This window comes from Pseudomonas lini (assembly GCF_030812475.1).
GTDB lineage: Bacteria > Pseudomonadota > Gammaproteobacteria > Pseudomonadales > Pseudomonadaceae > Aquipseudomonas > Aquipseudomonas lini_A.
The window spans coordinates 122,404-147,875 of the sequence record NZ_JAUSSR010000001.1 but is presented as its reverse complement, the minus strand read 5'-3'; the positions used below and the strand labels follow the sequence as shown (position 1 = coordinate 147,875).

Sequence of the window (25,472 nt, the reverse complement as noted above, 5' to 3'; positions counted from 1 at the left end):
TTTAGAGGCGCGCATCTGGCTGCTGACCAGTTCTGCCGATATGTTCACGCTGTTGAGGACGTTGCCGACGTTGTGCAGCACGGTAGTGGCGATTTCGGCCATGCCCGCCTGACGGGATTTTGCATGCAGTTCGGTTTGCACCTGGCTCATGCGTAGCGCCGCGCGTACGCGAGCCTTGAGCTCCAGCGGCGAGAAGGGTTTGGCGATATAGTCATCGGCGCCACTCTCCAGCCCGGAGACACAGGCCTCGCTGCCGCCGCGGGCGGTCAACAGGATCACGGGTAAATGGGCGAAACCGGCGCTGGCTTTTATCCTGGCTGTCAGGCCAAAGCCGTCGAGCTCCGGCATCATCACATCCGAGACAACGACATCGATGGGTCGACGCTGCAGGAGTGCCCAGGCCTGCTCTCCATCAGCTGCGGTGGCGACGATGTAGTCGTTGTGCAGGAGTTCGCTGAGGTAGGCAAGCATTTCCGGGCTGTCGTCTACCACTAGCACTCTGGATTGCAAGGCGTGTTCCGGGTGCTGCTCGTCGTCTGCGCCTTGCGTCGACGGTCGGTCGTTGCTACTGCCAAAGCGGCCGTCGTCGAAACGCAGGTGGCGCTGCTCTATTGTACTTGTTGTGCCAGGTGACGATCGCTCGTACATATTGCTGGCTTCGGTCGGCACGGTGTATTGCTCCGCCCCCAACGGAAGTCGAACAAAGAAGCACGAACCCTGGCCGGGCTCGCTATTGACGCCGACTTCGCCCCCCATCAGTTCGGCCAGATCCTTGACCAGGGCGAGACCGATGCCTGTGCCGCTGTAGTGGCGCGTGGCGGAATTGTCGATCTGGGAAAAACGCTGGAACAGCAGCGGCAGTTTGTCAGGCGCAATGCCAATGCCCGAGTCTTGCACCGCGAGTTCAAATCGCTCGCCATCAAGCGGAGTGACTGCCAGGTGCACGGTGCCGCCAGCGGGCGTGAACTTGATGGCATTGCTCACCAGGTTGAGAAGAATCTTCTCGAAGTGCCGGGGGTCCAGGAACACCGTGCCGAGCGTGGTATCGATGCTCCAGGTCAAGGTGCAGCCTTTGCCCTCGGCCACCATGGCGGCATCCTCGGCCAGCACACCCACCGTGCTGTTCAAATCAATTGGCTCCTGACACAACTCAAACTTGCCCGCTTCGGCCTTGGAGAAATCGAGGATGTCGTTTACCCGGTTCATCAACCGCAGCGCGTTGCGCTGGACACGGTCAAGTTGCACACGCCAGTCCGCGGGCGGAGTGGTCGCCGCCGTGAGTTGCTCCAGTGGGGCGAGAATGAGGGTCAGAGGGGTGCGCAGTTCGTGGCTGACCGTAGTAACGAAATCGCTCATTGCCTGGTTCGCCGTCTCGGCCTGGTTGCGCGCCTGAATGAGTTCGATGGCCTGCGCCTCCAGCACTTCGGTCTGCTGGTGCAGCGTGTCGGTCCGTTCGGCAACCATTCTCTCCAAAGAAGCCTGGACCTGCTGTCGTTCGGCTTCGGCCTCGGCCTCCAGCACCCGAATGCGCAAGGCATTTTCCTGGAACACCCGGACGGCGCGGGTCATGATCCCAATCTCGTCGCCGCGTCCGGCGCTGGCGATCTCGGCGCTCAGGTCGCCGGCCGCAAGCCGGCGCATGACCGACGCCAGGGCCACGATGGGCTGCGCGACAAACCGCGACGTGCTCCAGGCGATAGCGCCGGCCAGCAGGATAGCGATGGCACCCGCGAAGACCGTCGCAAGCATGCCGCGATTGTTGTGGACCACGGCGTCGGAGCGCGCTTCGCCGGCAAAGCGCGCGACCAACTGGCCGGCGCTCCGTGCCTCGTCGCGAACCTCGTCGCGCGCGCCGCTCAAGGCGTTGCTCGCCTGATGGAACCTGGCGAATGCCGCCCGGTAGCCGGCAATCTGTTCGTTGACCGTGAGGGGCGTAGCCTTGGCTTGCAGTCCCCCGGACGAGGGGAGAACGCGGGAGAGGCGGGAGAGCTCATCCAGGATGTCGCCGACGGAGCCGGCGATCTGGGCCGACGGTGAAAGGCGGAACGATAGGGTCTGCGCCTCCAGCGTGGCGACGCGCTCGGCGAAACGCTTGGACAACGCGGCTGCGTTGTTCAGCAAACCGGTGGCTGCCTGAATGTCGTTTGCGTCATGGGCCACAAACTGGTCCACTTCGCCCACCATTGCCTCGAGGCGCTCAGCTGCATCCCCGACGGCGGCGAGTTGCCGCAAGACCTCGCCTCCCCGGAGCTTGGGCGCCTGGCCAAGGTGCTCGACCGCCAGGCTCGCCGCAGCGACTGTCGCCGCCAACTGGTCCAGGGTCTCTCCCTCCCGCAGCGTACCCATCACCTCGCGCAATTGCTCAACCACGGCCGGAAGTGCCGCGCAGGCGTTGCGCGCCGCGGTGGCGCCCGACCTGTCACCCGTCACCAGCACCTTGGCCACATTGGCGGTGACGATCCGTTCGCCGTTGCGCAGGATGCCCAGGATGCGATGGGCGTTTTCAATGTTGCTCGCCCCCGCCTCGTGGTCAGAGATGCGGGACTCAAGCTCCTTGAGCCCCTCGGCGATGCCCTGTTCGACGAGGATCGTCGCCTCCCGCATCCGACCATAGTGGGCTGTCATGTTGTCCGTTTCGCCATCCATGGTCAGGGTCGCCGCCCGCAAGGCGGCGATTGCCGCGGCAAGCCTTTCCAGACTGCCCTTGAGCGATTGCGCCTCTGCCACCGCAATGGCGGTGAGGTCGGCGATAGCCGCCGCCACCATGCCTTCGGCCTGGGACAGGCTTTTCTGGTCGCGGGTGGCGATGAAGTTTTCCACCCGTCCGGTGGCCCCGTTGACCGAGGCCAGGATTTCCGCGGAATGGCTGGCGGAATCTACCGCACGTACCATGCCTCGCAGGCCGTAGAGGTTCACCAGCGATACTGCCAGCATCAGGAACACCAGCGCAGCGACCGCCAGGCCGATCCTGACGGCAATGGGCCTGCTCCTGGCTGGTTTGAATGTCAACATGGCGCCTCGCCCGCCGCTACTGCTTCACCACCTCCGGCAGAGGCGTCGGCGCCGCCGTATGGTTGACGGCGGCGTCGATCATCGCCGCGACGGAAGCCTGACTGTAATAGGGATTGGCGGCGCCGCCCACCGGCATGGTGGAGAGCCAGGCATCCAGGTCTTTAGCATCGATGCGTACCAGCGGCACCTCGACGAACTTCGGCACCTGCTTGCCCGCCAGAATCTGCTGGGCCACCCAGAAACCCACTTGGGAAACGCTCGGGGTGGCAGAGACAGAGACGGTCTCGTAGCCGTTGGCATCGCGTTCCTGTTTCCACAGGGCGAGTTCGTCCTGACGGTTCCCCATCACGATGATCGGCAAGGGGCGTCCCGCCGCCTTGAACGCCATGGCCGCGCCATAACCATCCCCCCCCTGAGTAGCGACGGCATCGATGTGGGGCAGCGACGGCAGTGCCAGCGCCACCTCCTTGCGTGCCACAGAAGCCGTCCAATTCCCATATACAGTCTTGGCGAATTTCAGGCCTGGATAGTCGCCGGCGGCCTTGCGAATGCCGGCACTGATGTTTTTATCCGTAGCATCACCGGCAATGCCGCGGATCTCCAGCAGCGTGCCGTTCCCCTTGAGGCGCTCGGCGATATAATCCATTTCCACGCGGCCCATGGCGGACCAGTCGTAGTCCACGGTATAGACGCAGCGTTCGGTGACCAGGCTGGCCATGACGACCACCACGATGCCGGCGTTGCAGGCATCTTTGATCACCCCGTTGAGGGCCGTGTCGGACGCGGCCAGGATGACGATGGCGTCGACGCCCTTGACGATCATGTCCTGGATATGGGCCGCCTGTTCCGACGCCGAATTGTTGGCGCTGGCCACCGGTGCCTCCCGGATCAAGCCATCCTTTTGCGCTTGGGCCACAACCTCCTGCCAGTTGCGCACCATCACTTTGCGAAAATCGCTGCCCTCGTAGGAGTTGCTGAAGGCGATGCGATTGCTTGCGGTAGGGCCACCGGCGATGCCGCCGTCGGCAGCCTGGGCCGGATTGGCGACAACCATCGCCAGTCCGGTCAGGCAGCCGGCGAAGCGCCGCAAGATTTTCTGGCTCGGTCTAATGTCCATATTGTTCTCCATTGTGCTCGGGATTTACCACCAGTCCTCCACTTGCACCTGCCGGCAGCCTCGACCTATTGCCTGATCTGGTTGAAGAAGTCGGGCTGCAGACTGAAGATCGCCGGCCATGTGAAGTTTGGCGCAGGCATTGGGCGTCTCCCTGTACGGAGCACGCGCGAGGGTTGACCCGGTGCTGACTGGGTCAAGCCGCCAGAGAGAAGCTTCGATTCGGATTACTCATTAGGTGCAGCGTTCACCCTGTTAATCTTCAGTAGTGTGGCAAACGCCGGGCCGTCCACTGCCTTGCTGAAATAGTAGCCTTGGCCCTCCTCGCACTGGTGAGCCTTCAAAAATTCAAACTGTTCGTTGGTTTCTATGCCTTCGGCGATCACGTTCAAATTGAGACTTTTACCCAGGCTGATAATAGCGCTGACCAAGGCGGCATCATTGCTATCGGTGTTCAGGTTGCGCACAAACGACTGGTCTATTTTCAACACATCAATGGGTAAGTGCCGCAGATAGCTCAGGCTTGAATAACCGGTACCAAAGTCATCGATAGCCAACCGTACCCCCATATCCCTTGATGGTCTTCAGCATCGCGATGGTCGAATCGATGTTTTGCATGAGCACGCTTTCGGTGATTTCCAGTTCAAGCAGGCTGGGCTCCAGGCCAGTATCTTCCAGCACCTGCTGAATACCTTCGAGAAAGCCGCGCTGGCGAAAGTCGATGGCCGAAATATTCACCGACACACAGATCGGCGGCAGGCCGCTCACCTGCCAGGTACGGGCTTGCTGGCAGGCTTCGCGCAGTACCCACTTGCTCAGCGGAACGATCAAGCCGCTGTCCTCGGCGATAGGAATGAAATCGGCGGGGAAGACCCAGCCTCGCAGCGGATGGAGCCAGCGGATCAGGGCTTCGGCACCCACTATCTTGCCGCTTTCCAGATCCAGCTTCGGTTGGTAGTGCAGCGCGAACTCTTTGCGCTCCAGGGCCAGACGAATACCCGACTCGATGTATTGTTGTTCTCGGGCACGCTGGTTCATGTCCTCGATAAAAAAGCTGAAATCGTTCGGGCCGCGCTCCTTGGTGCTGCGCATGGCGGTTTCCGCCTTCTTTAGCAGCGCCAAGGCCTCTTCACCATCGTCGGGATAGATGCTGATGCCCAGGCTAGCGGTCACGCTCAGATCATGACCTGCGATACGTTGCGGAACACTCAACGCGGTCAGGATTTTCTCCGCAATGCCTTTGGTCTGCATGGGATGATGAATGTCCGCCAGGATAAGAACGAACTCATCGGAGCCATAGCGAAACACCGAATCCGACTGCCGCACGGTATTGACCAGGCACTGAGCGACCAACTTGAGCATTTCATCGCCGATCGGGTAGCCAAGGGCATTGTTGATGCGTTTGAAACGATCGAGTCCAAGAAACATCACCGCCAGCTGTTTGTTGTGGCGCCTGGAAAGCAAAATCGACTGGGTCAAACGGTCCCTGAGTAAGGTGCTATTGGGCAGTTCGGTCAGTAAATCGTACTGGAGCAGGTGGGAAATTCTCAGTAACTCCTGCGCGTGTGCCTCATTGCCGAGCTCAATGCTGAGCGTTTCGGCCAACGCGTTCCGAGCCACTTGCCATTTCCAGGTCAAAGCATTGGCCATCTGGAAAATTTCCAGGGCAGTGAAGGGCTTTTTCAGGATAAACAACTGATCATCGAGTTCCAGGCGCTTCGCCATGGTCTCCCAAGAGTAGTCGGAATAAGCGGTGCACAGTGCGATCTGCAGGTGCGGATCAACTCTCCACAACTGTTCAATGGTTTGCAGGCCGTCCCAGCCGGGCGGCATACGCATGTCTGTGAATGCCATGGCGTAAGGCCGGCCTTCGGCCAGGGCCCGTTCGACCAGCTTCAGGGCCTCCTGGCCCTGGTAAGCCGAGTCGAGGCTGAAGGTCGGTCGCGCGGGCTGCGCCGTACCAAACAACGCCTCTTCGGAACAGGCCAGAGACAACACACTCGCGGAGTCGGGGCCGAGGATCCTGAAAAAGTCCTCATGGATCGAAGGCGTGTCGTCAATAATCAGGATGCGCCGATTAGTCACAGCTAACGATGGGGTCATCTCGCGACCTCCACCGGACGGTGCGAGTCTTCGATTGCTAGAGTTGCGGCGACAGTGGGAGGAGGCGGCACGATGTTTCCGGCCATCATCCTCAAGAGTTGTGCAACGTGCGATCGACACGCGTTACCAGACTGCCCATTCGGCCATTCCAATAATAGAACCAGGCATGAAGAACTAAACACATACAGATTCCTTTCCTTGGCGACCGGCAATTGAAACCCATGCATTGCCTGCAATAGCGATGAGCATAGCCTCAACGTACCCGCTTCGTTGGAAAGGTGACGTCAATCCGAAAATCAATGATCTTTCTGTTGATCTGGATCATCTGCTGACAGGGTCGGAGGAGATTCGGGTACCGGCGGCGCACCTTCCTCAGGCGTTGTTTGAGGCTTAACCTCTGCTCTGGGGTTAACCGGATCAGGGAAAGGCAGGAAAAGTCTTGCAATCCATCCGAGCAGTGAGAGCAGCACGAAAGTAGCGAAGCCGAAGATCAGTCCGACAACCAGAATGCTCAACGGGTGAATTTGCGCTGCGTCAGGGCTTTCCAGCATGTAGCGAGAAGCCTGGACAGCGGCGTACAGGCCGACCGCAAGGGCTGCCAGCAGCTTTACGACCCACCACAGCCGCTGCCATCTGTTCATGCATATCCCCGTCATCTAATGATTTGGGCTTTGTATTGCATGATAGCTAACGAGCTGGAGGGTCACCGACTTCGCCCGTCGAACAGCGGACAATCCCATTGAAATAGATGAAACCTCTGCAATACAGTAAAATCCGTACAGCTCTTGTAGAGGTTTTTTGGCCATGACACCTTCCGAGAAACTCGTTGCATGGCACGGAAACTGGATCCTTTCGCAAACAAGGATCGTCTGCAGAAACTGCAGGGCAGAGCAGTCCGAGTCAGACAGAGAACTCAAATTCCCTCACATCTCCCAGTGTTCAAGGTCAGGCTCTCTATCCAACCCTTGGCAGGAGCTGGCCGAGTTTTACAATGCAGTTTCAGACAAGCCTTCTTAGCTGGAACGACCGGATTCAAATTTGCAGTGTCCCTCTTACCAAGGCTTCCAGCCTGGGCAAAATGCTCGCTTCGTCATTGCCCAAAATGGCAATCGAAGAACCACGCAACCCTGTCGACGAAGCGGCGGCTGCATCGCCGGCCAACGCCACTGGGCACGTAACGCCCATTTGAAGGGCTCGCAGGCGCTGGTGCGCATCTGCCTGCAGTGGCACCTGGACCCATAACACCAGCGCGGCGGGCTGAATCGCCTTACACAGCAACGGCAGTTCTTCCAGGGGTTGGCCGGTGCCCAGCACCTCGATGCGCAGCTGGTCATTGCTCATCGACAAGCCGGCACACAACAGCTCCAGTTCGCGCGTATGGCCCGAGCCGTCTGCCAGCAGCACGCAAGCACCGTTGCGCTGGTTCATCTGCAGTCGCAATAACATCCGCGCACGCAAGAAGGTGTCCAGGAACAGCCACTGGCTGCGGCGGCCGAAAGCATTGCCGGATACCAGGCTGCGCCAGACCGGCAGCAGAATAGCCTCCAGCACCGTAGCCTTCGGGTAGATGGTGAACAGTTGCCCGTGAAGGCGCTCCAATTCGGCGCCATCAAAAGCCTGGGTGGCGCGATGAACGGCCTCTTGCCATTGGACCAGGGGGGCTTCAGCCGAGCCTGATGCAGCGATACCGGGTGTGTTCTGCTGCTGGACGAGCAATGCGCCTATCTTGCTGATCGGCAGGCCCCGGCTGGTCCAGAGCATGATGCTACGGATATGTTCGATGTCCTGTTGCGAATACAGGCGATGCCCTCCCACCGTGCGTACAGGTCGGATCAGCCCGTGGCGGCGCTCCCAGGCCCGCAAGGTGATCGGGTTGACGCCGGTCAGGCTGGCGACTTCCCGCATGGGGAGCAAAACGTCGTCGGAGGCGGATTCGATGGGCTCGGTCATTAAAAGTTGTCGCCTCCTGAGTGTGTCGGCATTCTAAACCAGGCATGACACGTTTTAACCAGCATCCATCGATGTCCGGTCCCTGCGCCCTGCCATCTAGGCATGGCTGTCGCTGACGACTACGCTGTGGGGCAAACCTGCGAACCCCAGCGAGCCCAGCCCATGATTGACGCCAAACTCCTGCAACTGATGGTCGAAGCCTCCAATGACGGCATCGTCGTGGCCGAGCAGGAAGGCAATGACAGCATCCTCATCTATGCCAACCCTGCCTTCGAGCGCCTGACTGGCTACAGTGCCGACGAAATTCTCTATCAGGATTGCCGGTTCCTGCAGGCAGACGATCATGCCCAGGCTGGCCTGCAGGCCATCCGCGACGCCATCCGCCTCGGTCAGCCTTGCCGTCAGGTGCTGCGCAACTATCGCAAGGATGGCAGCCCGTTCTGGAACGAGCTGTCGATCACGCCCGTGCACAATGAGGCCGACCAGTTGACGTACTACATCGGCATACAGCACGACGTCAGCGACAAGATTGCCGCCCTGGAAAGGATCCAGTCACTTGAGAGCGAAGTGGCTGAGTTGCGGCGTCAACTGACCAAGACCGGTGGCTGATACCCGTTACGTTACGACCGACACAAAAAGTGTACAAGCATATTGACTTGTACAATTTTCGACGTAGTCTTCAGGTAAACCTGTACAGTTTTATCGACTTGTACAATTTTTCCTGGAGCCTGCCATGTCCGCGTATCTCCGCCATTTCGCTGACACGTTCGCAACGCTGAACGCTGGTAGCCTGCACCGACTGGGCGAGCTCTACAGCAATGACGTGCAGTTTCGTGATCCCTTGCATCAGCTGGACGGCCTGCCGGCACTGCGCAGTTACTTTGAAAAGCTGTACACCAACGTCGAGGATATCCGCTACGACCTCCTTGACGTGGATGAAACCGCGCCTGGCCACGGTTACCTGCGCTGGAACCTGCATTTGCGTCATCCACGCCTATCCCGCGGCCAGCCGATCAGTCTGCAAGGCTGCAGCCACCTGCGCTGGGCGCAACAGGTCTACCTACACCACGACTACTTCGATGCCGGCGCCCTGCTCTACGAGCACGTCCCGGTTCTTGGCGGGGTGATTGGCTGGCTCAAGGGCAGGCTCGCATGAGTCGCTGCTGGCTGACAGGCGCCAGCAGCGGCCTCGGTGCGGCCCTTGCTGAACGGCTGCTGGAGCAAGGCCATGACGTAGCCCTGGGTGGCCGGCGCCCGGAGGCACTAATGCCACTCGTGCTGCGCCACCCTCGGGCCCTGCTTGCTACCGGCGACGTGACTGACCCACGACAGGTCGCGGCTATCTGCGAGGAAATCGAGCATGCGTGGGGCGCGCTGGACCTGGTGATCCTCAACGCCGGCACCTGCGAATATCTTGTGCCGGGCCTGTTCGAGGCCGAGACAGTCGAGCGTGTGATGCGCACCAACCTGCTGGGGGCCAGCTACTGCCTGCAGGCGGCCCTTCCCCTGCTGCGCCGCGGGCAACGACCACACCTGGTAGTGATCGGCAGCTCGGTGACCTGGCTGGCGCTACCGCGGGCTGGAGCCTATGGCGCTTCCAAGGCGGCCCTGCGTTATCTGGTCGAGTCCCTGCGCCTGGATCTATACGCCGAAGGCATCGATGTAACGCTGGTCAGCCCGGGGTTCATCGACACCCCCCTGACCCGGCGCAACGCCTTTGCCATGCCACAACTCTGGAGCGCCGACCGCGCCGCGCAGCACGTCCTCGCGCGCCTGACGCGACGTCCGCTGGAGATCAACTTTCCTCGCCTCTTCACTCTCGTCCTGCGCCTGCTCGGCGCCCTGCCAGCGCGTTGGCGCCTGGCACTGGGCCGTCGCCTGGCGCGAACCGAACAGGAATAGCGTCACATGCGTATCGCCATCATCGGTAGCGGGATCTCTGGGCTGACCTGTGCGCATCTGCTGTCACGTCGCAACGAGGTGACCGTGTTCGAAGCCGCTGACTGGATCGGCGGTCATACCCATACTGTCGACATCGAATGGCACGGCCAGCGCTATGCCGTGGACACCGGTTTCATCGTCTTCAACGACTGGACCTACCCCAACTTCATTCGCTTGCTGGATCGCCTGGGAGTCGTCTCGCGCCCGACCGAGATGAGCTTTTCCGTGAACGATCCGGACAGCGGCCTGGAATACAACGGCAATAGCCTGGACTCCCTCTTCGCCCAGCGCGGCAATCTGCTGTCGCCGGGCTTCTGGGGAATGTTGCGCGATATCGTGCGCTTCAACCGGCAGGCGGTGGCCGACCTTGACGGCCACCGAATCGCGCCCGGCATGGGTCTTGGCGACTACCTTCAAACACGAGGCTACGGGCAGCGTTTCATCCATCACTACATCGTCCCCATGGGTTCAGCCATCTGGTCGGTATCAAGGGCCGATATGCTGCGCTTCCCGCTGCACTTCTTCGTGCGTTTCTTTCGTAACCATGGCCTGCTCTCGATCACCCGGCGGCCACAGTGGCGAGTGATCGAAGGGGGCTCGCGCAGCTACTTGGAGCCGTTGTGCAAGACCTTCAGCGAACGCATTCGGCTCAATTGCCCGGTGATGAGCGTCCACCGGGACGACGCTGGCGTGGAGATAACCAGCGCCGCAGGCCAGGAACGCTTCGACAAGGTCGTGTTCGCCTGCCATAGCGACCAGGCTTTGGCGCTGCTGGAGAAACCGACGAGCGCCGAGCACGAGGTGCTTGGCGCCCTCACCTATGCCGCCAATGAAGTAGTGCTGCACACCGACACCCGCCTGCTGCCCAGCCGGCGCAAGGCCTGGGCCAGCTGGAACTATCGCCTCGGCGGACCCGCCCACGCCCCGGCGGCCGTGACCTACAACATGAACATTCTGCAAGGCCTCGACGCCCCGGTGACCTTCTGCGTAAGCCTCAATCAGGGCGATAGCGTGGACCCGTCGCAGGTGCTGGCACGCTTCAATTATGCCCATCCCCAATACAGCCTTGCCGCCATGGCGGCCCAGGCGCGCCAGGGTGAACTACAAGGAAACCGGCACAGCTACTTCTGCGGCGCTTATTGGGCAAACGGCTTCCATGAGGATGGCGTGGTCAGCGCACTGGACGTCGCCCAAAGGTTCGGGGAACGCCTGTGAACAGCAGCCTTTGCTACGGTTGGGTCAGCCACCGGCGTCTGGCGCCGCGGTTCCATGGATTCCGCTATCGCAGCGGCATGTTTTACCTGGACCTGGACGAACAGGAACAGCTGCTGGGCCTGTCCCCGCTGCTCGGCGCTTCTCGCCTGGCGCCGTTGTGCTGGCGAGAAACAGATTACCTGCCAGCCTGGACCCGTCGCGGCATGCCCTTGAAGGACGCGGCGCGCGAAGTGGTGGCCAATGCCCTGGGCCAGGCGCCGGAAGGCGCCATACATTTACTGACCCAGCCGCGCAGCTGGGGGATTTCATTCAATCCGGTCAGTTTCTATTTTTGCCACGACAGCGACGGGCTCCTGGCGGCGATTGTGCTGGAAGTCCGCAACACCCCCTGGCGTGAGCGCTTTCACTACGTGCTGCCGGTGCTGCCCGGTCAGCCCCGGCAATTCTCGGTCACCAAGGCCTTCCATGTCTCGCCGTTCCTGCCGATGGACATGCAGTACCACATGCGCTTCCGCATCGATGGCGAGCACCTGCGCATCCACATGGAAAACCGCCGCGAAGGGCAAAAAGTCTTCGAGGCCGACCTGGCCCTGCGCCGCCAGCCACTGGATGCCGCCGCACTGCGACGCCACGTACTGGCCTTCCCCTGGATGAGCCTGCGCACCCTCGGCGCCATTTATTGGCAAGCCATGCGCCTGTTGCTCAAGCGCACCCCGCTCTACGCCCACACGACCCGTCAGAGCAGCCAAAACCCTGGCCACCCTGTCCCCGAGGAGTCCGAGCATGTCCGATCCAACTCTGAGCGTTAGCAAATCCTTTGGCCTGGCACCGTTGTTCGGCGGCCTGGCCAGAAGCGCTGTGCTCACTCAACTTCGCAACCTGCGCCAAGGCCGTCTGCGCCTGATCTGCAAAGGCCGGCAGTGGCTGTTCGGCGATGCCGGCAGCGCACTGCATGCCGAGGTCGAGATCTTCGACGAGGCAGCCTGGAGCATGGTGGCGGCCAACGGCTCGATCGGTGCCGGCGAAGCTTACATCCACGGCTACTGGCGCAGTCCGGACCTGGCCGCGGTCACCCGCCTCTTCGTTGCCAACCTTGAGGTGCTCGACGCCCTTGAAGGCGGGATCGCGCGCCTGGGCCGTCCGATCCTGCGCCTGCTGCACTGGTTCAACCGCAACAGCCGGCGCGGCTCGCGGCGCAACATTCTGGCCCACTACGATCTGGGCAATGCCTTGTTCGAGCGGCTGCTGGACCCGACCATGATGTACTCGGCAGCCATGTTCGACAGTCTGGAGCAGAGCCTGGAGCAGGGCCAACTGAACAAGCTCGAGCGTATCTGCGACAAACTCGCGCTGCACCCCGACGATCATCTGCTCGAGATAGGTACCGGATGGGGTAGCCTGGCGATCCATGCCGCCACCCGCCACGGCTGCCGGGTGACCACCACCACGTTGTCCGAGGCGCAGTACGCCCATACCCTGCAGCGCGTCCGCGATCTTGGCCTGCAAGAGCGCATTACCGTCCTGCGCGAGGACTACCGCGACCTTGGCGGACGCTTCGACAAGCTGGTCTCGATCGAGATGATCGAGGCGGTCGGGCACCGCTATCTGCCGCTTTACTTTCGCCGCTGCGCCTCGCTGCTCAAGGATGACGGCTTGATGCTGCTGCAGGCCATCACCATCCGCGACCAGCGCTATGAGCAGGCCCAGCGGTCGGTGGATTTCATCCAGCGTCATATCTTTCCCGGTGGTGCCCTGCCCTCCTTGAGCGTCATGCTGCAGGCTGCCAGTCGCCACACCGCGTTGAACCTGGTGCACATGGAGGACTTCGGCCTGGACTATGCGCGGACTCTGCAGCACTGGCGCGACAACCTGCGTCAGTCGCGCAGCGCCTTGGTGGAGCTGGGCTATGACGACACCTTTCAGCGCCTCTGGGAGTTCTATCTGTGTTACTGCCAAGGCGGTTTCGAGGAGCGCGCTATCGGCGTCGCGCAACTGCTCTGGGCAGCCCCGGCCGCCCGCCGCGCATCACTGCCGGCCGCCTGACTTGAGCCGGGCCTGGCTGATCGGTAACGCGCTATGGATGCAGGCCGCCTGGTGGGCTTGCGTGCTGAGCGAGCGGCATCCCTGGCTGCTACTGCCGGTGGTAGCAGGCCTGTTGATGCATGTGGCTGCTTGCCCACGGCCGGGGGACGAAGCAACCGCAATGGTCTGCGTGGGGCTGACAGGCTGGCTGCTGGATGCCGGCCTGGGTGCGCTGGGAGTTTTCGATTTTGCCCGGCACCCCCTACCCCTATGGCTGGCCTTGCTCTGGTTGGTGCTGGCCAGCGGGCTTCGCCACAGCCTGGCCTGGGCTCGACGCCCTGTGTGGTACGGGGCGCTACTGGGCCTGTGCGGTGGACCTCTGGCTTACCTCGCCGGCGCACCGCTGGCCGGTGTCGGCCTGCCTTGGGGCACCCTTGGCACGGCCCTGCTGCTCGCGCCACTGTGGGCGGTCTGGATGCCGCTCATCCTGCGAATGGCCGCGCCCCGCTCATGAATCTGTTTGCCCGGGAACGCAAACGCCTGCCTTGGCCCGTCATCGAGGGTTCACGGAAGCGACAAGGGCTGGCGGCGGAAGAACAGGGTCACTTCTCCCACCTCGACGCCAAGCTTGCTCATGCTCGAGCGATTGATCATCGTGTCTTCGTCCATCAGGTACATCCAGTCGTCCAGATCAACTTCCCAATGCCTGCCGTCAACCGGCAGGTCAAGGCGATAGCGCCAGCGCAGCGCGTTGCCAGCGACCTCGCCCCTAGCCTCTCCGACGACGTCATCCGCACGACCACGCCAACGCCCGGTCCCGGCCGGTTCCAGCGTCCAGACGCGCCGCTGACGCGTGCCATCGCTGTAGAGAAATCGTTCGTCGAGGATCAGCTGTTGCCCCTCGACGCGGCTTTCGATCTGGACGTGGAAACGCTTGACCACCTCGCCCGAGCGATTCTGGAACATACCCCAGGCCTTTACCGGCCGGGAGAAGAACGCCACCAGATCCAGGGCCGGTCGCTCCCTTGCGTAGTGCTCCACGCCAACGTTGTTACAGCTGACCAGCAACAGGCTAACGAGCAGCACCAGTATTTGACGCATCTCAACCTCCTCCCTCCGCCGGCCCGGCCATCCCCAGCAGTCGTTGACGCAGTTGCTTGTCCCGGGTACGCGGATCAAGCCAGATGTCGAAGAAGGCGCGGGCGAATGCAGGGTCCTCGACCCGCCGGCGCAGCTGGCCGTCGACGAAGAAAGAGCAGCCAAAGCCTGGATGGTAGACCCCGGTAATGCGCATTCCGGGCCGAACATCGACGAAGGCGTCACGCATTTCACTGGACCAGCGTTGGAGAGTTGAGTCCTCTGGACGAACCCCTGCCATGCGACGCATTTCCTTGAGACTGGCCTCCACCAGCGTGTCCCTGGAAAACACACGGTGATAAGTCAGTTCGAGTGCAAAGGGCTGATCCCAGGTCAGCGGCAACCCAGCGCTCCACAACCGCGCGGTGTATAGACTTACGCCGAACCAGGTAAAGTCGCCGCTGCCCACCAGACGCCCATCGGGCAGCGCGGGACGCCAATCCGCCCAGGCAGGCACGGCCAGTACCAGTGCGAAGAGCCAGCATCTCGACAGACGATGTACGAGAAAGCGTCTGGAATCAGCCACGTTCATCAACGTCTCGACCTTTATTTAAATTCTATACAAGAATAGCTCAATGTATAGTTTTTACGCGATCAATAGAGAACGTGTACAGCTTTTTTGGGTATGCATTTGGTGCCCAGCCCAAGGCCCTCGGGCGTCTTCGCTGGCGCTATCGCAGGTCAGCGCTGCCGCGTGGAAGGCGACTTTTGCCCTGAAAATCCCTCAAACAAAACTAATAGAATCGGCATAGGAGCGATCTCCATAGGCCACCGTGACTAAGCAAGCACAGAACGAACCACTGCCAACAACGGCAACCAAGAAGGCGCCTGTCATCGCCCGGCACGATGACGGTCGTTTTGTGGCTGTGTCTTCGCGCGCAAACGAAGTGGTTGAGCGACAAGCCGCAAAGGCTTTTGCCGGCAGTGCTCTGAGCCAAACGGGCGTATACAAAGCCCCTCGCGCTCCACGAGTCCCGCATCTTCAGAATCTGGAGCGCGAGCTTCGCGATCTGAAAAAAGTCGTCGACGCACTCGCCGTCCGCTCCGTTGTGCACGATCAGTCCGCTCAGCTTTCTGACTCTTTTGATTTCGAGGGTATGACGGTGCTCGATGCTGATACTGCATACCAGATGCTCGACAATCCCCCTGAGCCCAACAAGGCGCTCCGCAACCTGCTTGCCTTGCGCTAAGGGCTTTCGATGGATTTCATCACCGTCGACTTCGATAAGTCGATTGATCGCGCTGCGTTCGATTGCGAAGCGCATCCGGCCCTCAATACATACATTGCCCAGCAGGCTGGCCAGGACGAAAAGCGTAACGTCTCCAGGACATTCATGTATCTGCAGGACGGAGTATTGCTGGGCTACTACACGCTGACCAACGCCGCTGTAGCGCTTGATCAGCTCAGTGATGAGTCAGATCAATGATTGGGCATTCCGAGTCGTCCAGGCCGGGGCTGCCGCTGGCTGACAACGTCATCCCGCAGGAAGACCTACAGGACCAGCCCGCCCTGTTCGAGCCGACACTCGACCTGCGCCAGAACGAATCAAGTTGTTCGAGCCGGAGCTGCCGGTCCTGTTTTTCGGGTGCTCCACCCCATGCCATTTCGTCAGGCATGCGCCTCACGATCAAGAACGTCAGCCACCCACTGATTGATACTTTTGCGAGCCAGCTGAGCTTTTACGGCAACGGTAGCGTGGAGCGCTGGCGCCAAACGAAGACTGAGATTGCCCGAATAAGGTTTCTGCGGCGTGCGACCGAGCTTGGCGCACGTATCCAGATAATCGGTGACGGCCTCTTCAAAGGCTTCTCGAAGCTCCCGTACTGACTCGCCATGAAAGCCAACGATATCCTTGATACCCGCGATGTGGCCGACAAACAGACCGTCTTCGTCGCTGTATTCAATTCGGGCGGCATAGCCTTGATAGTTCATTACGTTCATGGGGTGACTCCTGCTTGTTCAAGGAAAGCCCGCGCATCACGAACCTGGTAGGGCTTCGCTTCTTTGTCTGGGTGAGGCCGGTGAAAGGTAGCAACCACACCGTTCAGTTCGAAGCGTACCCGCGACCCATTGCCTTCAATGGTCTTGGCACCAACCGCGCCAAAAAGCGACTCGATACGCGCCCATTCCAGCGTGGCCGGTGTCGGCCTTGCGAACACCGCTTTGAGAGTACCGTGTTGTTTGTTATTCATGGTATTAAATCATGATACCAGGCAGAGGGTAAATAGCCGCAGATCACACCGTCGACGCATGAAGAGCATCATTCAACGCAGACATCAGAAAAAACGCCGCGTACCCAAAAATGGGGAAGCGGCGTTTTTTGGAATCACCGCAGAACCGATAATCGAAAAACCTTCGATGAGCATCTATTAGCCTGGAGTTCCGAGCAGCCCATGCGTGATTGACGTTCGCACGGTTACTAGAATATCCGGGTGACTCTCGATGAAGTTGTAGGCAAAATCCGAGAGTTATGTAAGGCGGTTCGCTTACTGTGTTTTTGGGCAGGTTACCGCCTTGTTGGCCATATCTCGGCGGGATACTCTCCAGACGTCGCTGCACATTCAGCGACCGGGCTTGGTAACCCGGTGGAATATGGCGTAACAGCGCCTTCAAAACGATTGCGGACGTTCTGCAAATTTGTTTTATGGCGGCTGTGCGTGGGACGTCTTCGGATGTGCCGGTTTCCTTGATTCCCCGGTTTACCAACCTGCGTACAGCTGCCACCCATTCGCTTGGTATCGAATGCGGCAGTTCCTCAAATCAAGGGATCTGAACAATGCGCAGCATAAATCCGCTCAAAATCCGGATTGACCCTCAAATCAATACCGGCTTACTTAGCACTCCATCGCTTTCCTTTCCCCACCGCTTCTCCGTCATGGGAGGTGGTGTATGACCGAACCAGAAGAAGCAAAAACTATCGGTTTCACCCCCATCTACTGCTCAGACAATGCACTGTTCCACGTCAGCGCGGGGGTGCCCATCAATGTTGCATTGGCACAGGCCTCTGATTTCCTTTTCTTGGCCAAGGCGCTCGCAGAGGACGCAGCTTACGCAAAAGACACCGACCGTCATGCTTGGGCCGCACACTATTTGACTGCAATGGGAAAAGCGCTGATCGATGATGTGGTTAAGGCTGTTTCGCCACGACCAACTTGGAAAACTAAAAAGCCAGCAAAGTAGCCGTCAGCCTCTCTCCGACAAGACTCGCGCTTTCTGGGGCCTCCAACTGCGGTTGAGATCGTGCAGCTAAAAAAAACTTATACGAAACGCTGGAAACGAAAAAGCCCCGTAACTTTTCAGCTACGGGGCTTTTTCCATGTAATAGCGGAGAGTTAGGGATTCGAACCCCTGCTTACATCTCTCAGGACCGCTTCAGGCCAGCAAATACGGCGCTTTCGCCCGTTGCTTTTGGCGTCTTGCACAAAAAAGGTGACGCCCATTAGCCGGTCTCGAGTCAAGGATCTCCAGAGCTCGGGCATCCGGACCTCCAGGGTCGCAGCATAATCTGGATAATCATCCAGACTCAGCAACTGAATCCCTCGCTCACGGACTTGTGCGGGCAGGCAACGTCCGTAGTCATCGGCGGCAAAGACGTCACGGATGCCGAAACGCGCCATATCCTTGACTGACAATGTCCACTCTTGAGCGACCTCAAGCTGCTGCCCCATCACGGTTACGCGCTCATCGATTCCGATCCTGCCGAAGAATGCACGCTGCCTCGCTTTAGCATCTTCTACATATCGAAGTGACTGCTCACGGTGCTGCTCCAGCAACGCCAACTTCTGTTCCAGAGATAGCTCCACGCCCTCTGGCAGGCGGATGTCGTCAACAGTTGGCCCAGTCTCGAGCCCCTCCTGAATGGCTGATCCATGCCAGACCACGACAGCGCCCGGGTTGATTCGCTTGGATTTGCCTGCCGGGAACACGTAGTTTGCACAAGACGAAGCACACAGTCGCTCTACGGTCACGTCGAGCTCGGAAGCCAACACAAATTCGGCCAGATCCATGCCCGCATTGACATCACCGCCGCCTGAATCAATCACCAGCTTCGCGATTGATCCGCCAGAAGACTTCAACAGACTTGCAACTGCCGCCACCGCATCGTCATCGAGCTCGCCGGTGTAGTGCACCGCATTGCCCACGACCACGACCTGCACAGGATCTTCGTCAGAGGCTGCCAGGCAATTGCTCCCCGACATCACGGCCAGGGTAAACAACAACCCCCATTGATTGCGCTTTTCCATACCGCTCTTACTCCCAAGACAGTCCGAAGACCCCACTCCAAACCCGCGGTGAGCCGAATGCATTCGCTCGCGCATCACATACCTGGCAGTGCTTTGCTTCTTTGTCTGGGTGGGGCCGGCGTCGGTCTTGCGAGAAAATTGGGCAGCGGCGTTTTTGGAATCACCGTAGAACCGAAAATCGAAAAACTTCCGGTGAGCATCCAATATCCTGGCATTCCGAGCAGCCTTTGCGTGATAGACGTTCAGATTATGTGTAGCACGGTTGCCAGAATAACCGGGTGAACTCTGGATGAAGTTGTAGGCAAAATCCGAGAGTTGCGTAAGGGGGCTCGCTTGTTGTGCTTTTTGGCAGGTCACCGCCTTGTTGACCATATCTCGGCGGGATACCTTCCAGACGTCGCTGCACATTCAGCTACCGGGCTTGGTAAGCCGGCGGAATATGGGACACCAATAAAGGAAGTTCAATCCGGGTCCCTGTGGTGATCGTGCCATCACCTGCATCACCGGTACCGTCGCGGCACCAGACGTGTCGCGACTTGCGACTCAAGCCCCATGCCAGGCTCATACCTCCCGCCGCCGTGCGCGTACTCGCTCACTCGATACTTAGCGCTTTAACTCTCGACTGCTTGAGGAATTAGCCGATGCATCGACCCGCCAGCAGTTACATACCTGCCATCGACGGCCTGCGGGCGATCGCGGTGATAGCTGTCCTGATCTACCACGCCGATTACCTGTCGCTGCTCCCAGGCGGCTTCACTGGTGTGGACATGTTCTTCGTCATCTCCGGCTTCGTGATCAGTCAGTCGCTGTCCGAGCGACGCGACCTGGGCTTTGTCGATTTCCTGCTCGGTTTTTACCAGCGGCGCCTGCTGCGTCTGTTGCCCGCGTTGTTGGTGGTGCTGATAGCCAGTTTTGTCCTCTCGGCGATGTTGCTGCCCCAAGTCTGGCTCAGCGAGCAAAACAATCGCACCGGGTTGGCCGCATTTCTCGGCCTGAGCAACTTCGTGCTGGCCTGGAACACCGATACCTATTTCGCGCCCGGCGCTGATCTGAACCCGTATCTGCACACATGGTCGCTGGGCGTCGAAGAGCAGTTCTACCTGGGGTTCCCCGTGATCTGGTTCCTGTGGCTGCGTCAGCGCCAGCGAGTGCCACTGTTGTGGGCTTTGTTGCCGACGCTGGCGCTGGCCTCACTGGCCGTCGGTGTGCTGCAGACTCGCAGCGATCCGCTGGCCGCGTTCTACCTGCTGCCCTCACGCTTCTGGGAACTGGCTTCTGGTGCATTGTTGTACCAGGTACTGCAACGGCGCTCGGCGCAAGCGCCCTCCAACCGCGGGTTGACGCTGGTGCTGGCAGTCGGTTTCGCCCTGGTCCTGCTCGGCTTCCTGCAGGCCGATACCACAGGGTTCCCGCTGCCCTGGGCATTGGCTACGGTGACGGGCACGCTGCTAATGATTACCGCCGTGGTGCTGCCGGACAGCTCCGCGCCGTCAGTCGCGCATCGGCTGCTGCAATCGCGCGGGGCGACCTACCTGGGGCGCCTGTCCTACTCACTGTATTTGTGGCACTGGCCGGTCGCGGTGTTCGTCCGCTGGACCGTCGGCTTCGAGCTGCTATTGGTGCAGTTGGCCTACCCTCTGCTGGTCCTGGCACTGGCGGCGGCCTCCTATCACTGGGTTGAAACCCCGATTCGCACGGGTAAGTCGATTGTGCAGCACCGCACCTGGGCGACCGCCGCTGCCTGCATCGTTGCCGTCGGCCTATCCATGTTGGGCGCACGTTGGATTGCAGAGAATCCAGACCGAATCTCCATCAGCCGCACCGCGGACACCTACACCTGGATGGCCTATCGACATCAACCGCGCGAACCATTACCGACGATGGAAGGGGCGTCGCTGGCCGGGCGTCAGATCTTCGTGCTCGGCGATTCGCACAGTGCCGCCTATCGCACGCTGCTCAAGCTGGCCTCTTTGCAACTGGGGGTCGAGGTTATCGAGCACGAGCGCGGCGGTTGCGGCGTCGTGCGCTTGATCGGTGGCGATCCACCGGCGTGTGCACAAAGCCGGGAGGCGGCGTTGCAAGCGATCGAAACCAACGCCAAACCCGGCGACATCGTCCTGCTCGCTTCTTTGCGGATGCCGGAACTGGCCGGACGTGACTGGGCGGACGACCCGCAGGCTGCTTGGGCCGAAGCCCTCGCCGAGCTCAATGCCGATTCGCGTGCAGAAGCCATGGTATCGGCGCACGCAGTGCTGACGCGATTGCAGGCTGCCGGCCTGCAGGTGGTGATCGACGCGCCCAAGCCGCTGTTCAGAGCCGCGGCCAATCGTTGCTCGGACTGGTTCAATCGGATGAACCCGGTCTGTGCGCCGGGCCTGAGCGCCCCGCGTGAGCAGCTGGAAATCCTGCGCGCGCAGCAAATGCAACAACTGCGGGAACTGCGCCGCGACTACCCCAACCTGACCGTCTGGGATCCGTTTGCACTGCTGTGTCCCGGCCCGATCTGCTCAGCTTTCGACCGCGACGGCCAGCCACTCTATTTCGATGCCGACCACCTGAGCGGACATGGCAATCGGGTCCTTGCCCCGGACTTCATCCGCTTGTTACTGCAAGTGTGGGGGCAGCCTGAAGAGGTTGCCGATAGCCGCAGCTCTGCCCCACAGGACAACCTAAATCCGGGCCCGCTGCCGACGTTATCCGGACCTGACGTACCTCAACCCGGCAGGGGTTCCTGAACTCGACTCCGGCATTTGCCGCTGGGACATCGTTCAAAACATACTTGGATATGATCAGTAAACCAGAAACGAAAAAGCCCCGTAACTTTTCAGCTACGGGGCTTTTTCCATGTAATGGCGGAGAGATAGGGATTCGAACCCTAGGTACCGGTGAAGGTACAACGGATTTCGAATCCGTCCCATTCGGCCACTCTGGCATCTCTCCAACGGCGCGCATCATAACAACACTTTCGCCGGAAGCGAAGCCCCTAGACGAAATATTTCTGTGCTATCAGATGCTTGCGTCGATTAAAGCGGTACGCCCAGACGATTGGCGACTTCTTCGTAGGCTTCGATGACGTCACCGAGGCCCTGGCGGAAGCGGTCCTTGTCCATTTTCTTGCCGGTGGCCTTGTCCCACAGGCGGCAGCCGTCCGGGCTGAATTCGTCGCCCAGGACGATGGAGCCGTCAGAGAACACGCCGAATTCGAGTTTGAAGTCGACCAGCAGCAGGCCGGCGTCGTCGAACAGTTTGCTCAGGACTTCGTTGACCTTGAGCGACAGTTCTTTCATGCGGACCAGTTGTTCGGCGGTGCCCCAACCGAAAGCCACGACGTGGGATTCGTTGATGAACGGGTCGCCCTTGGCGTCGTCCTTCAGGAACAGTTCGAAGGTGTAAGGGTTGAGCTTCATGCCCTCTTCGACGCCCAGGCGCTTGACCAGGCTGCCGGCGGCGTAGTTACGCACGACGCACTCGACCGGGATCATGTCGAGTTTTTTCACCAGGCATTCGTTGTCGCCCAGCAGTTTGTCGAATTGGGTCGGCACGCCGGCCGCTTCGAGTTTCTGCATGATGAAGGCGTTGAACTTGTTGTTCACCATGCCTTTGCGGTCGAGCTGTTCGATGCGCTTGCCGTCGAACGCCGAGGTGTCGTTGCGAAACAGCAGGATCAAGCGGTCAGCGTCGTCGGTCTTGTAAACCGATTTGGCTTTGCCGCGGTAGAGTTCTTCACGTTTTTCCATGATGGGCTCCGCTTGCTAAGTAGGTGGGCTAGGCGATGTATCGCCAGTCGAGCCCTGAATCTTGATCGGCCAGTTGCAGCCAGTCCGGGTCGCACCCGAGGGTGTCGACAAAACATTGCCGGGCCAGCTGCGGCAGGTTGTTCTTGCTGCTCAGATGGGCCAGGACCAGGTGTTGCAGGCCTTGCCAGCCCAACTCGGACACCAGGAATGCCGCCTGGTGGTTGTTCAAATGTCCCAGCTCGCCGCCCACCCGTTGCTTGAGAAAGTACGGATAGTGACCGCGAGCCAGCATGTCACGGCAATGGTTGGACTCGATCATCAACGCATCGAGGTCCCGATAGCCGTCCAGCACCTTGTTGCAATAGGAGCCCAGGTCGGTCAACAGGCCGAAGCGCCGTTCACCGTCACTGAAAACGTATTGCGTCGGCTCCTGCGCATCGTGGGCCACGGCAATGACATCGATGTTCAGGTTGCCGATCTGCAGCTGCTCGCCGCCCGCCAGGAGGCCGGCCGGTTCAATCGGTTTGCGCATCCCGCGCAGTGTGCCGCGACTGAGGTAGACAGGCAGATTGTAACGCCGAGACAGCAAACCCACGCCATGCACATGATCGGCATGTTCGTGGGTCACGAGTATCGCGCTCAGCTGCGCCGGGTTTACACCCAGGCGCAACAGGCGTTTTTCGGTTTCCCGCAGGGAGAAACCACAATCCACCAGCACGTACGTGTCAGCGCTGGCTATCAGCGTGCCGTTCCCTTGGCTACCGCTGCCGAGAACGGCAAAACGCATGAGATCAGCCCAGATTGTCCTGAATCACGCTCAACACTTTGCGCGCCACGTCAGCCGGCGCCACGGTGTTGATGTTTTTCTCGACGGTGACCTGGACGTTTTCGCCCACCTTGCTCAGGCGAACCTGATAACGCTCGGCACGGGCTTCGACGACTTCCTTGTCCGGCGCGCTGCCAAACAGGCTGCTGAAGAAACCAGGCTTGTCGTCTGCCTTCTCGGCTTTTTCCGCCAGGTTGATGTAGTACAGGCCCAGGCTGCGGTTGATGTCTTCAACCCGCCATTCGCCCTGCTCCAGCGCACGACCGACGCTCGACCAGGCACGATCCAGGTCCGTACCGACGTTCAGCACAGGGTTGCCGCTGCCGTCTTCGCTCAGGCTGACGCGACTTGGCGTATCGAAATCACGGGAAGCCAGCATGGAGACCGAACCGCCCTTCTCCGACGTACGGCTCATGCTCGCGAGCATGTCGTCGACCAGTGCCGCGTCCAGGCCGGTGTTGACCGAACGGTTGGTGAAGGCCACGTCGGCGGTGCTGCCGGCAGGACGCTGGGCGCTGACCACATAGACTTCACTGGTGTTGCGTTGCACGCCCGGCTCGATGCGGACCCGCACGCGGGATTCGCTGTCAGTGCCGACACCGGCTGCGCTCAGGCGCTTGGCCATTGCGGCCGACAGTTCGTCGGAATGCTGCCAGGTGGTGGTGAATTCACCGGTTTGCGGGCGTTGTTCGTCCAGACGGAAACCATTGTCCTGGAAGAACTGCACCGCCACTGGCCAGACTTCGGCCGGCGGGCTCTGGGCCACGATCCAGCGCGTATCACCGGTCTTCTGCAGCGAGTAGGCGCCAGCAACGTCGGCCCCGGCGGTCAGCGGCTGCGGACGCGGCACCACGTATTCGCCCTTGGCGGTGTCGTCGGCCACGTTGCGCGGAATCGGCAACAGCGGATCCAGACGTTTCGCGGTGGTGACGTCCGACGGCAATTGCATCGGCGCAGTCTGTTGCGCTTCCAGGTAATCGCTGCCACGGTCACGGAAATAACCTTCCGGGCCCCAGACCCATCCACAGCCACTGGTGCTGGAGATAATCAAGGCAAGTGCGGAAAGTCCGGCCAATCGCTTCATGCGTAGTACTTCCTCAATTAAACCAGGACGCCGGACTGGCGCATGGCCTGCCGCAGCGGTTCGTGACAGGCAGCACTGAGCCAGGTGAGCGGCAGACGGATACCGTCCGGCATCAAGCCCATTTCATGCAGCGCCCATTTCACGGGAATAGGGTTGGATTCGATAAACAGGGTTTTATTGAGCGGCATCAGCTTTTCGTGGATCGCGCGGGCGGTCACGGCATCGCCCTTCAGCGCGGCATTGCACATGTCGGCCATGTCGCGCGGCGCGACGTTGGCGGTCACCGAGATATTGCCTTTGCCGCCCAGCAGCATCAGCTCGACTGCCGTGGCGTCGTCGCCGGATACCACCAGGAAGTCCTTGCTGACGCCATCGATGATGGCTTTGGCACGGGACAGGTCGCCGGTGGCTTCCTTGATGCCGATGATGTTCTTCACGGTCGACAGGCGGATCACGGTCTCGGCGAGCATGTCGCACGCGGTGCGGCCAGGCACGTTATACAGGATCTGCGGGATGTCGACGGCTTCGGCGATGGCCTTGAAGTGCTGGTACAGGCCTTCCTGGGTCGGCTTGTTGTAATACGGCGTCACCAACAGGCAGGCATCGGCGCCGGCGATCTTCGCATTGGTGGTCAGCTCGATGGCTTCGCGTGTCGAGTTCGCGCCAGTCCCGGCGATCACCGGAATGCGCCCTGCAACCTGCTTCACCACGTAACGAATCACTTCGATGTGCTCGTTCACGTCAAGGGTGGCCGATTCACCTGTAGTGCCGACCGCCACGATGGCGTGGGTGCCGTTTTGCAGGTGAAAGTCCACCAGTTTGCTCAAGCTGTCCCAGTCGAGACGACCTTGTGCATCCATGGGTGTGACCAGTGCCACCATACTGCCCGCAATCATGCAACCGCTCCTGCCGGAAAAAGAGAGCGGTAATGGTACTGGCGCCAAGATGCTTGTACAAGCGAAGTACTGCGCTGCTGCCATTCCCCTTGGCGCCGCTTTTCGCTACCCTTCAGACTTTGATCGGTACTGACAAGCTCGCAATCCGGGTTCCAGCCTCCATTTTCGGCATCACAAGCCCCGATCCCAG

At 60.3% G+C, this 25,472-nt stretch carries 23 protein-coding genes, 1 tRNA gene and 3 pseudogenes; 11 read left to right on the top strand and 16 right to left on the bottom strand.

All coding sequences use genetic code 11. The features are described 5' to 3' along the window. Window positions 1-150 precede the first annotated feature (150 nt). From J2W17_RS31230 to J2W17_RS00750, 6 genes and pseudogenes are all read right to left on the bottom strand, one after another. A pseudogene (locus J2W17_RS31230) lies at window positions 151-486 on the bottom strand (response regulator transcription factor); the annotation flags it as partial. Window positions 487-699: 213 nt separating this feature from the next. Next, window positions 700-1,749 (bottom strand): annotated as a pseudogene (locus tag J2W17_RS31225) (sensor histidine kinase); the annotation flags it as partial. A 1,279-nt stretch (window positions 1,750-3,028) separates the two neighbouring features. Continuing rightward, entirely contained in the window at window positions 3,029-4,129 is a 1,101-nt protein-coding gene (locus J2W17_RS00765) for an ABC transporter substrate-binding protein (protein WP_307327685.1), read from the bottom strand. A gap of 224 nt (window positions 4,130-4,353) precedes the next feature. After that, window positions 4,354-6,229 (bottom strand): annotated as a pseudogene (locus J2W17_RS00760) (EAL domain-containing protein). A gap of 296 nt (window positions 6,230-6,525) precedes the next feature. Next, window positions 6,526-6,870 carry a hypothetical protein gene (locus tag J2W17_RS00755; protein ID WP_307327682.1) on the bottom strand — a complete coding sequence of 115 codons (345 nt, stop codon included), beginning with the start codon at window positions 6,868-6,870 and terminating at the stop codon, window positions 6,526-6,528. Between the two features lie 391 nt (window positions 6,871-7,261). Beyond that, window positions 7,262-8,167, bottom strand: coding sequence for a MerR family transcriptional regulator (locus tag J2W17_RS00750; RefSeq protein WP_373459949.1), 906 nt, complete (start codon window positions 8,165-8,167; stop codon window positions 7,262-7,264). A 174-nt stretch (window positions 8,168-8,341) separates the two neighbouring features. Between J2W17_RS00750 and J2W17_RS00745 the strand changes: the two genes are divergently transcribed. The 7 genes from J2W17_RS00745 (at window position 8,342) to J2W17_RS00715 (ending at window position 13,871) form a co-directional block, all read left to right on the top strand. After that, window positions 8,342-8,788 (top strand): PAS domain-containing protein, encoded by a 447-nt coding sequence (locus tag J2W17_RS00745; RefSeq protein ID WP_307327677.1) that lies wholly within the window; start codon window positions 8,342-8,344, stop codon window positions 8,786-8,788. 124 nt (window positions 8,789-8,912) lie between these two features. Next, window positions 8,913-9,335 carry a nuclear transport factor 2 family protein gene (locus tag J2W17_RS00740; protein WP_307327675.1) on the top strand — a complete coding sequence of 141 codons (423 nt, stop codon included), beginning with the start codon at window positions 8,913-8,915 and terminating at the stop codon, window positions 9,333-9,335. After that, the gene (locus tag J2W17_RS00735; protein ID WP_307327672.1) at window positions 9,332-10,081 is read left to right on the top strand and encodes an SDR family NAD(P)-dependent oxidoreductase; all 750 of its coding nucleotides are present in this window, start codon (window positions 9,332-9,334) and stop codon (window positions 10,079-10,081) included. The genes J2W17_RS00740 and J2W17_RS00735 overlap by 4 nt, the downstream gene beginning before the upstream one ends. A gap of 6 nt (window positions 10,082-10,087) precedes the next feature. After that, a complete protein-coding gene (locus J2W17_RS00730; RefSeq protein WP_307327670.1) occupies window positions 10,088-11,335 on the top strand; it encodes an NAD(P)/FAD-dependent oxidoreductase in 1,248 nt (415 codons plus the stop codon). Further along, window positions 11,332-12,144, top strand: coding sequence for a DUF1365 domain-containing protein (locus J2W17_RS00725; protein ID WP_307327667.1), 813 nt, complete (start codon window positions 11,332-11,334; stop codon window positions 12,142-12,144). Before J2W17_RS00730 ends, J2W17_RS00725 begins: the two co-directional genes overlap by 4 nt. Beyond that, entirely contained in the window at window positions 12,119-13,378 is a 1,260-nt protein-coding gene (locus J2W17_RS00720) for an SAM-dependent methyltransferase (RefSeq protein WP_307327664.1), read from the top strand. Before J2W17_RS00725 ends, J2W17_RS00720 begins: the two co-directional genes overlap by 26 nt. Window position 13,379: 1 nt before the next feature. Next, window positions 13,380-13,871: a DUF2878 domain-containing protein gene (locus tag J2W17_RS00715; protein WP_307327661.1), complete on the top strand. Its 492-nt coding sequence runs from the start codon at window positions 13,380-13,382 to the stop codon at window positions 13,869-13,871. A 50-nt stretch (window positions 13,872-13,921) separates the two neighbouring features. Here J2W17_RS00715 and J2W17_RS00710 read toward each other — a convergent pair whose 3' ends face one another. Together J2W17_RS00710 and J2W17_RS00705 are read right to left on the bottom strand one after the other, a co-directional pair. Then, a complete protein-coding gene (locus J2W17_RS00710; RefSeq protein ID WP_307327658.1) occupies window positions 13,922-14,458 on the bottom strand; it encodes a DUF3833 domain-containing protein in 537 nt (178 codons plus the stop codon). A 1-nt stretch (window position 14,459) separates the two neighbouring features. Beyond that, window positions 14,460-15,026 carry a chalcone isomerase family protein gene (locus J2W17_RS00705; RefSeq protein WP_307327654.1) on the bottom strand — a complete coding sequence of 189 codons (567 nt, stop codon included), beginning with the start codon at window positions 15,024-15,026 and terminating at the stop codon, window positions 14,460-14,462. Between the two features lie 241 nt (window positions 15,027-15,267). On the opposite strand from J2W17_RS00705, the gene J2W17_RS00700 reads away from it, so the two are divergent. Continuing rightward, entirely contained in the window at window positions 15,268-15,684 is a 417-nt protein-coding gene (locus J2W17_RS00700) for a hypothetical protein (protein WP_307327651.1), read from the top strand. A 9-nt stretch (window positions 15,685-15,693) separates the two neighbouring features. Further along, window positions 15,694-15,921, top strand: a complete 228-nt coding sequence (locus J2W17_RS00695; protein ID WP_307327648.1) for a hypothetical protein — start codon at window positions 15,694-15,696, stop codon at window positions 15,919-15,921. A 182-nt stretch (window positions 15,922-16,103) separates the two neighbouring features. On the opposite strand, the gene J2W17_RS00690 is transcribed toward J2W17_RS00695, so the two are convergent. After that, a complete protein-coding gene (locus tag J2W17_RS00690; RefSeq protein ID WP_150745892.1) occupies window positions 16,104-16,436 on the bottom strand; it encodes a type II toxin-antitoxin system HicB family antitoxin in 333 nt (110 codons plus the stop codon). Continuing rightward, window positions 16,433-16,687: a type II toxin-antitoxin system HicA family toxin gene (locus J2W17_RS00685; protein ID WP_307327642.1), complete on the bottom strand. Its 255-nt coding sequence runs from the start codon at window positions 16,685-16,687 to the stop codon at window positions 16,433-16,435. Before J2W17_RS00685 ends, J2W17_RS00690 begins: the two co-directional genes overlap by 4 nt. A gap of 697 nt (window positions 16,688-17,384) precedes the next feature. Here J2W17_RS00685 and J2W17_RS00680 point away from each other — a divergent pair. After that, a complete protein-coding gene (locus tag J2W17_RS00680) occupies window positions 17,385-17,675 on the top strand; it encodes a DUF3077 domain-containing protein (RefSeq protein WP_307327639.1) in 291 nt (96 codons plus the stop codon). A gap of 152 nt (window positions 17,676-17,827) precedes the next feature. Here J2W17_RS00680 and J2W17_RS00675 read toward each other — a convergent pair whose 3' ends face one another. Then, complete coding sequence (locus J2W17_RS00675) at window positions 17,828-19,147, bottom strand: hypothetical protein (RefSeq protein ID WP_307327636.1); 1,320 nt, start codon at window positions 19,145-19,147, stop codon at window positions 17,828-17,830. Between the two features lie 233 nt (window positions 19,148-19,380). Between J2W17_RS00675 and J2W17_RS00670 the strand changes: the two genes are divergently transcribed. Further along, window positions 19,381-21,474 carry an acyltransferase family protein gene (locus tag J2W17_RS00670; protein ID WP_307327634.1) on the top strand — a complete coding sequence of 698 codons (2,094 nt, stop codon included), beginning with the start codon at window positions 19,381-19,383 and terminating at the stop codon, window positions 21,472-21,474. Window positions 21,475-21,589: 115 nt separating this feature from the next. Here J2W17_RS00670 and J2W17_RS00665 read toward each other — a convergent pair. The 5 genes from J2W17_RS00665 to dapA form a co-directional block, all read right to left on the bottom strand. Beyond that, window positions 21,590-21,679: transfer RNA gene (locus J2W17_RS00665), tRNA-Ser, on the bottom strand. Between the two features lie 83 nt (window positions 21,680-21,762). Beyond that, window positions 21,763-22,476: a phosphoribosylaminoimidazolesuccinocarboxamide synthase gene (gene purC, locus J2W17_RS00660; RefSeq protein WP_007898671.1), complete on the bottom strand. Its 714-nt coding sequence runs from the start codon at window positions 22,474-22,476 to the stop codon at window positions 21,763-21,765. A gap of 28 nt (window positions 22,477-22,504) precedes the next feature. After that, the gene (locus J2W17_RS00655; RefSeq protein ID WP_307327630.1) at window positions 22,505-23,263 is read right to left on the bottom strand and encodes an MBL fold metallo-hydrolase; all 759 of its coding nucleotides are present in this window, start codon (window positions 23,261-23,263) and stop codon (window positions 22,505-22,507) included. Between the two features lie 4 nt (window positions 23,264-23,267). Further along, on the bottom strand, window positions 23,268-24,386 hold the full coding sequence (gene bamC / locus J2W17_RS00650; RefSeq protein WP_307327627.1) for an outer membrane protein assembly factor BamC: 1,119 nt from the start codon (window positions 24,384-24,386) through the stop codon (window positions 23,268-23,270). A gap of 17 nt (window positions 24,387-24,403) precedes the next feature. Further along, entirely contained in the window at window positions 24,404-25,282 is an 879-nt protein-coding gene (gene dapA, locus J2W17_RS00645; RefSeq protein ID WP_307327623.1) for a 4-hydroxy-tetrahydrodipicolinate synthase, read from the bottom strand. Between the last annotated feature and the right edge of the window lie 190 nt (window positions 25,283-25,472).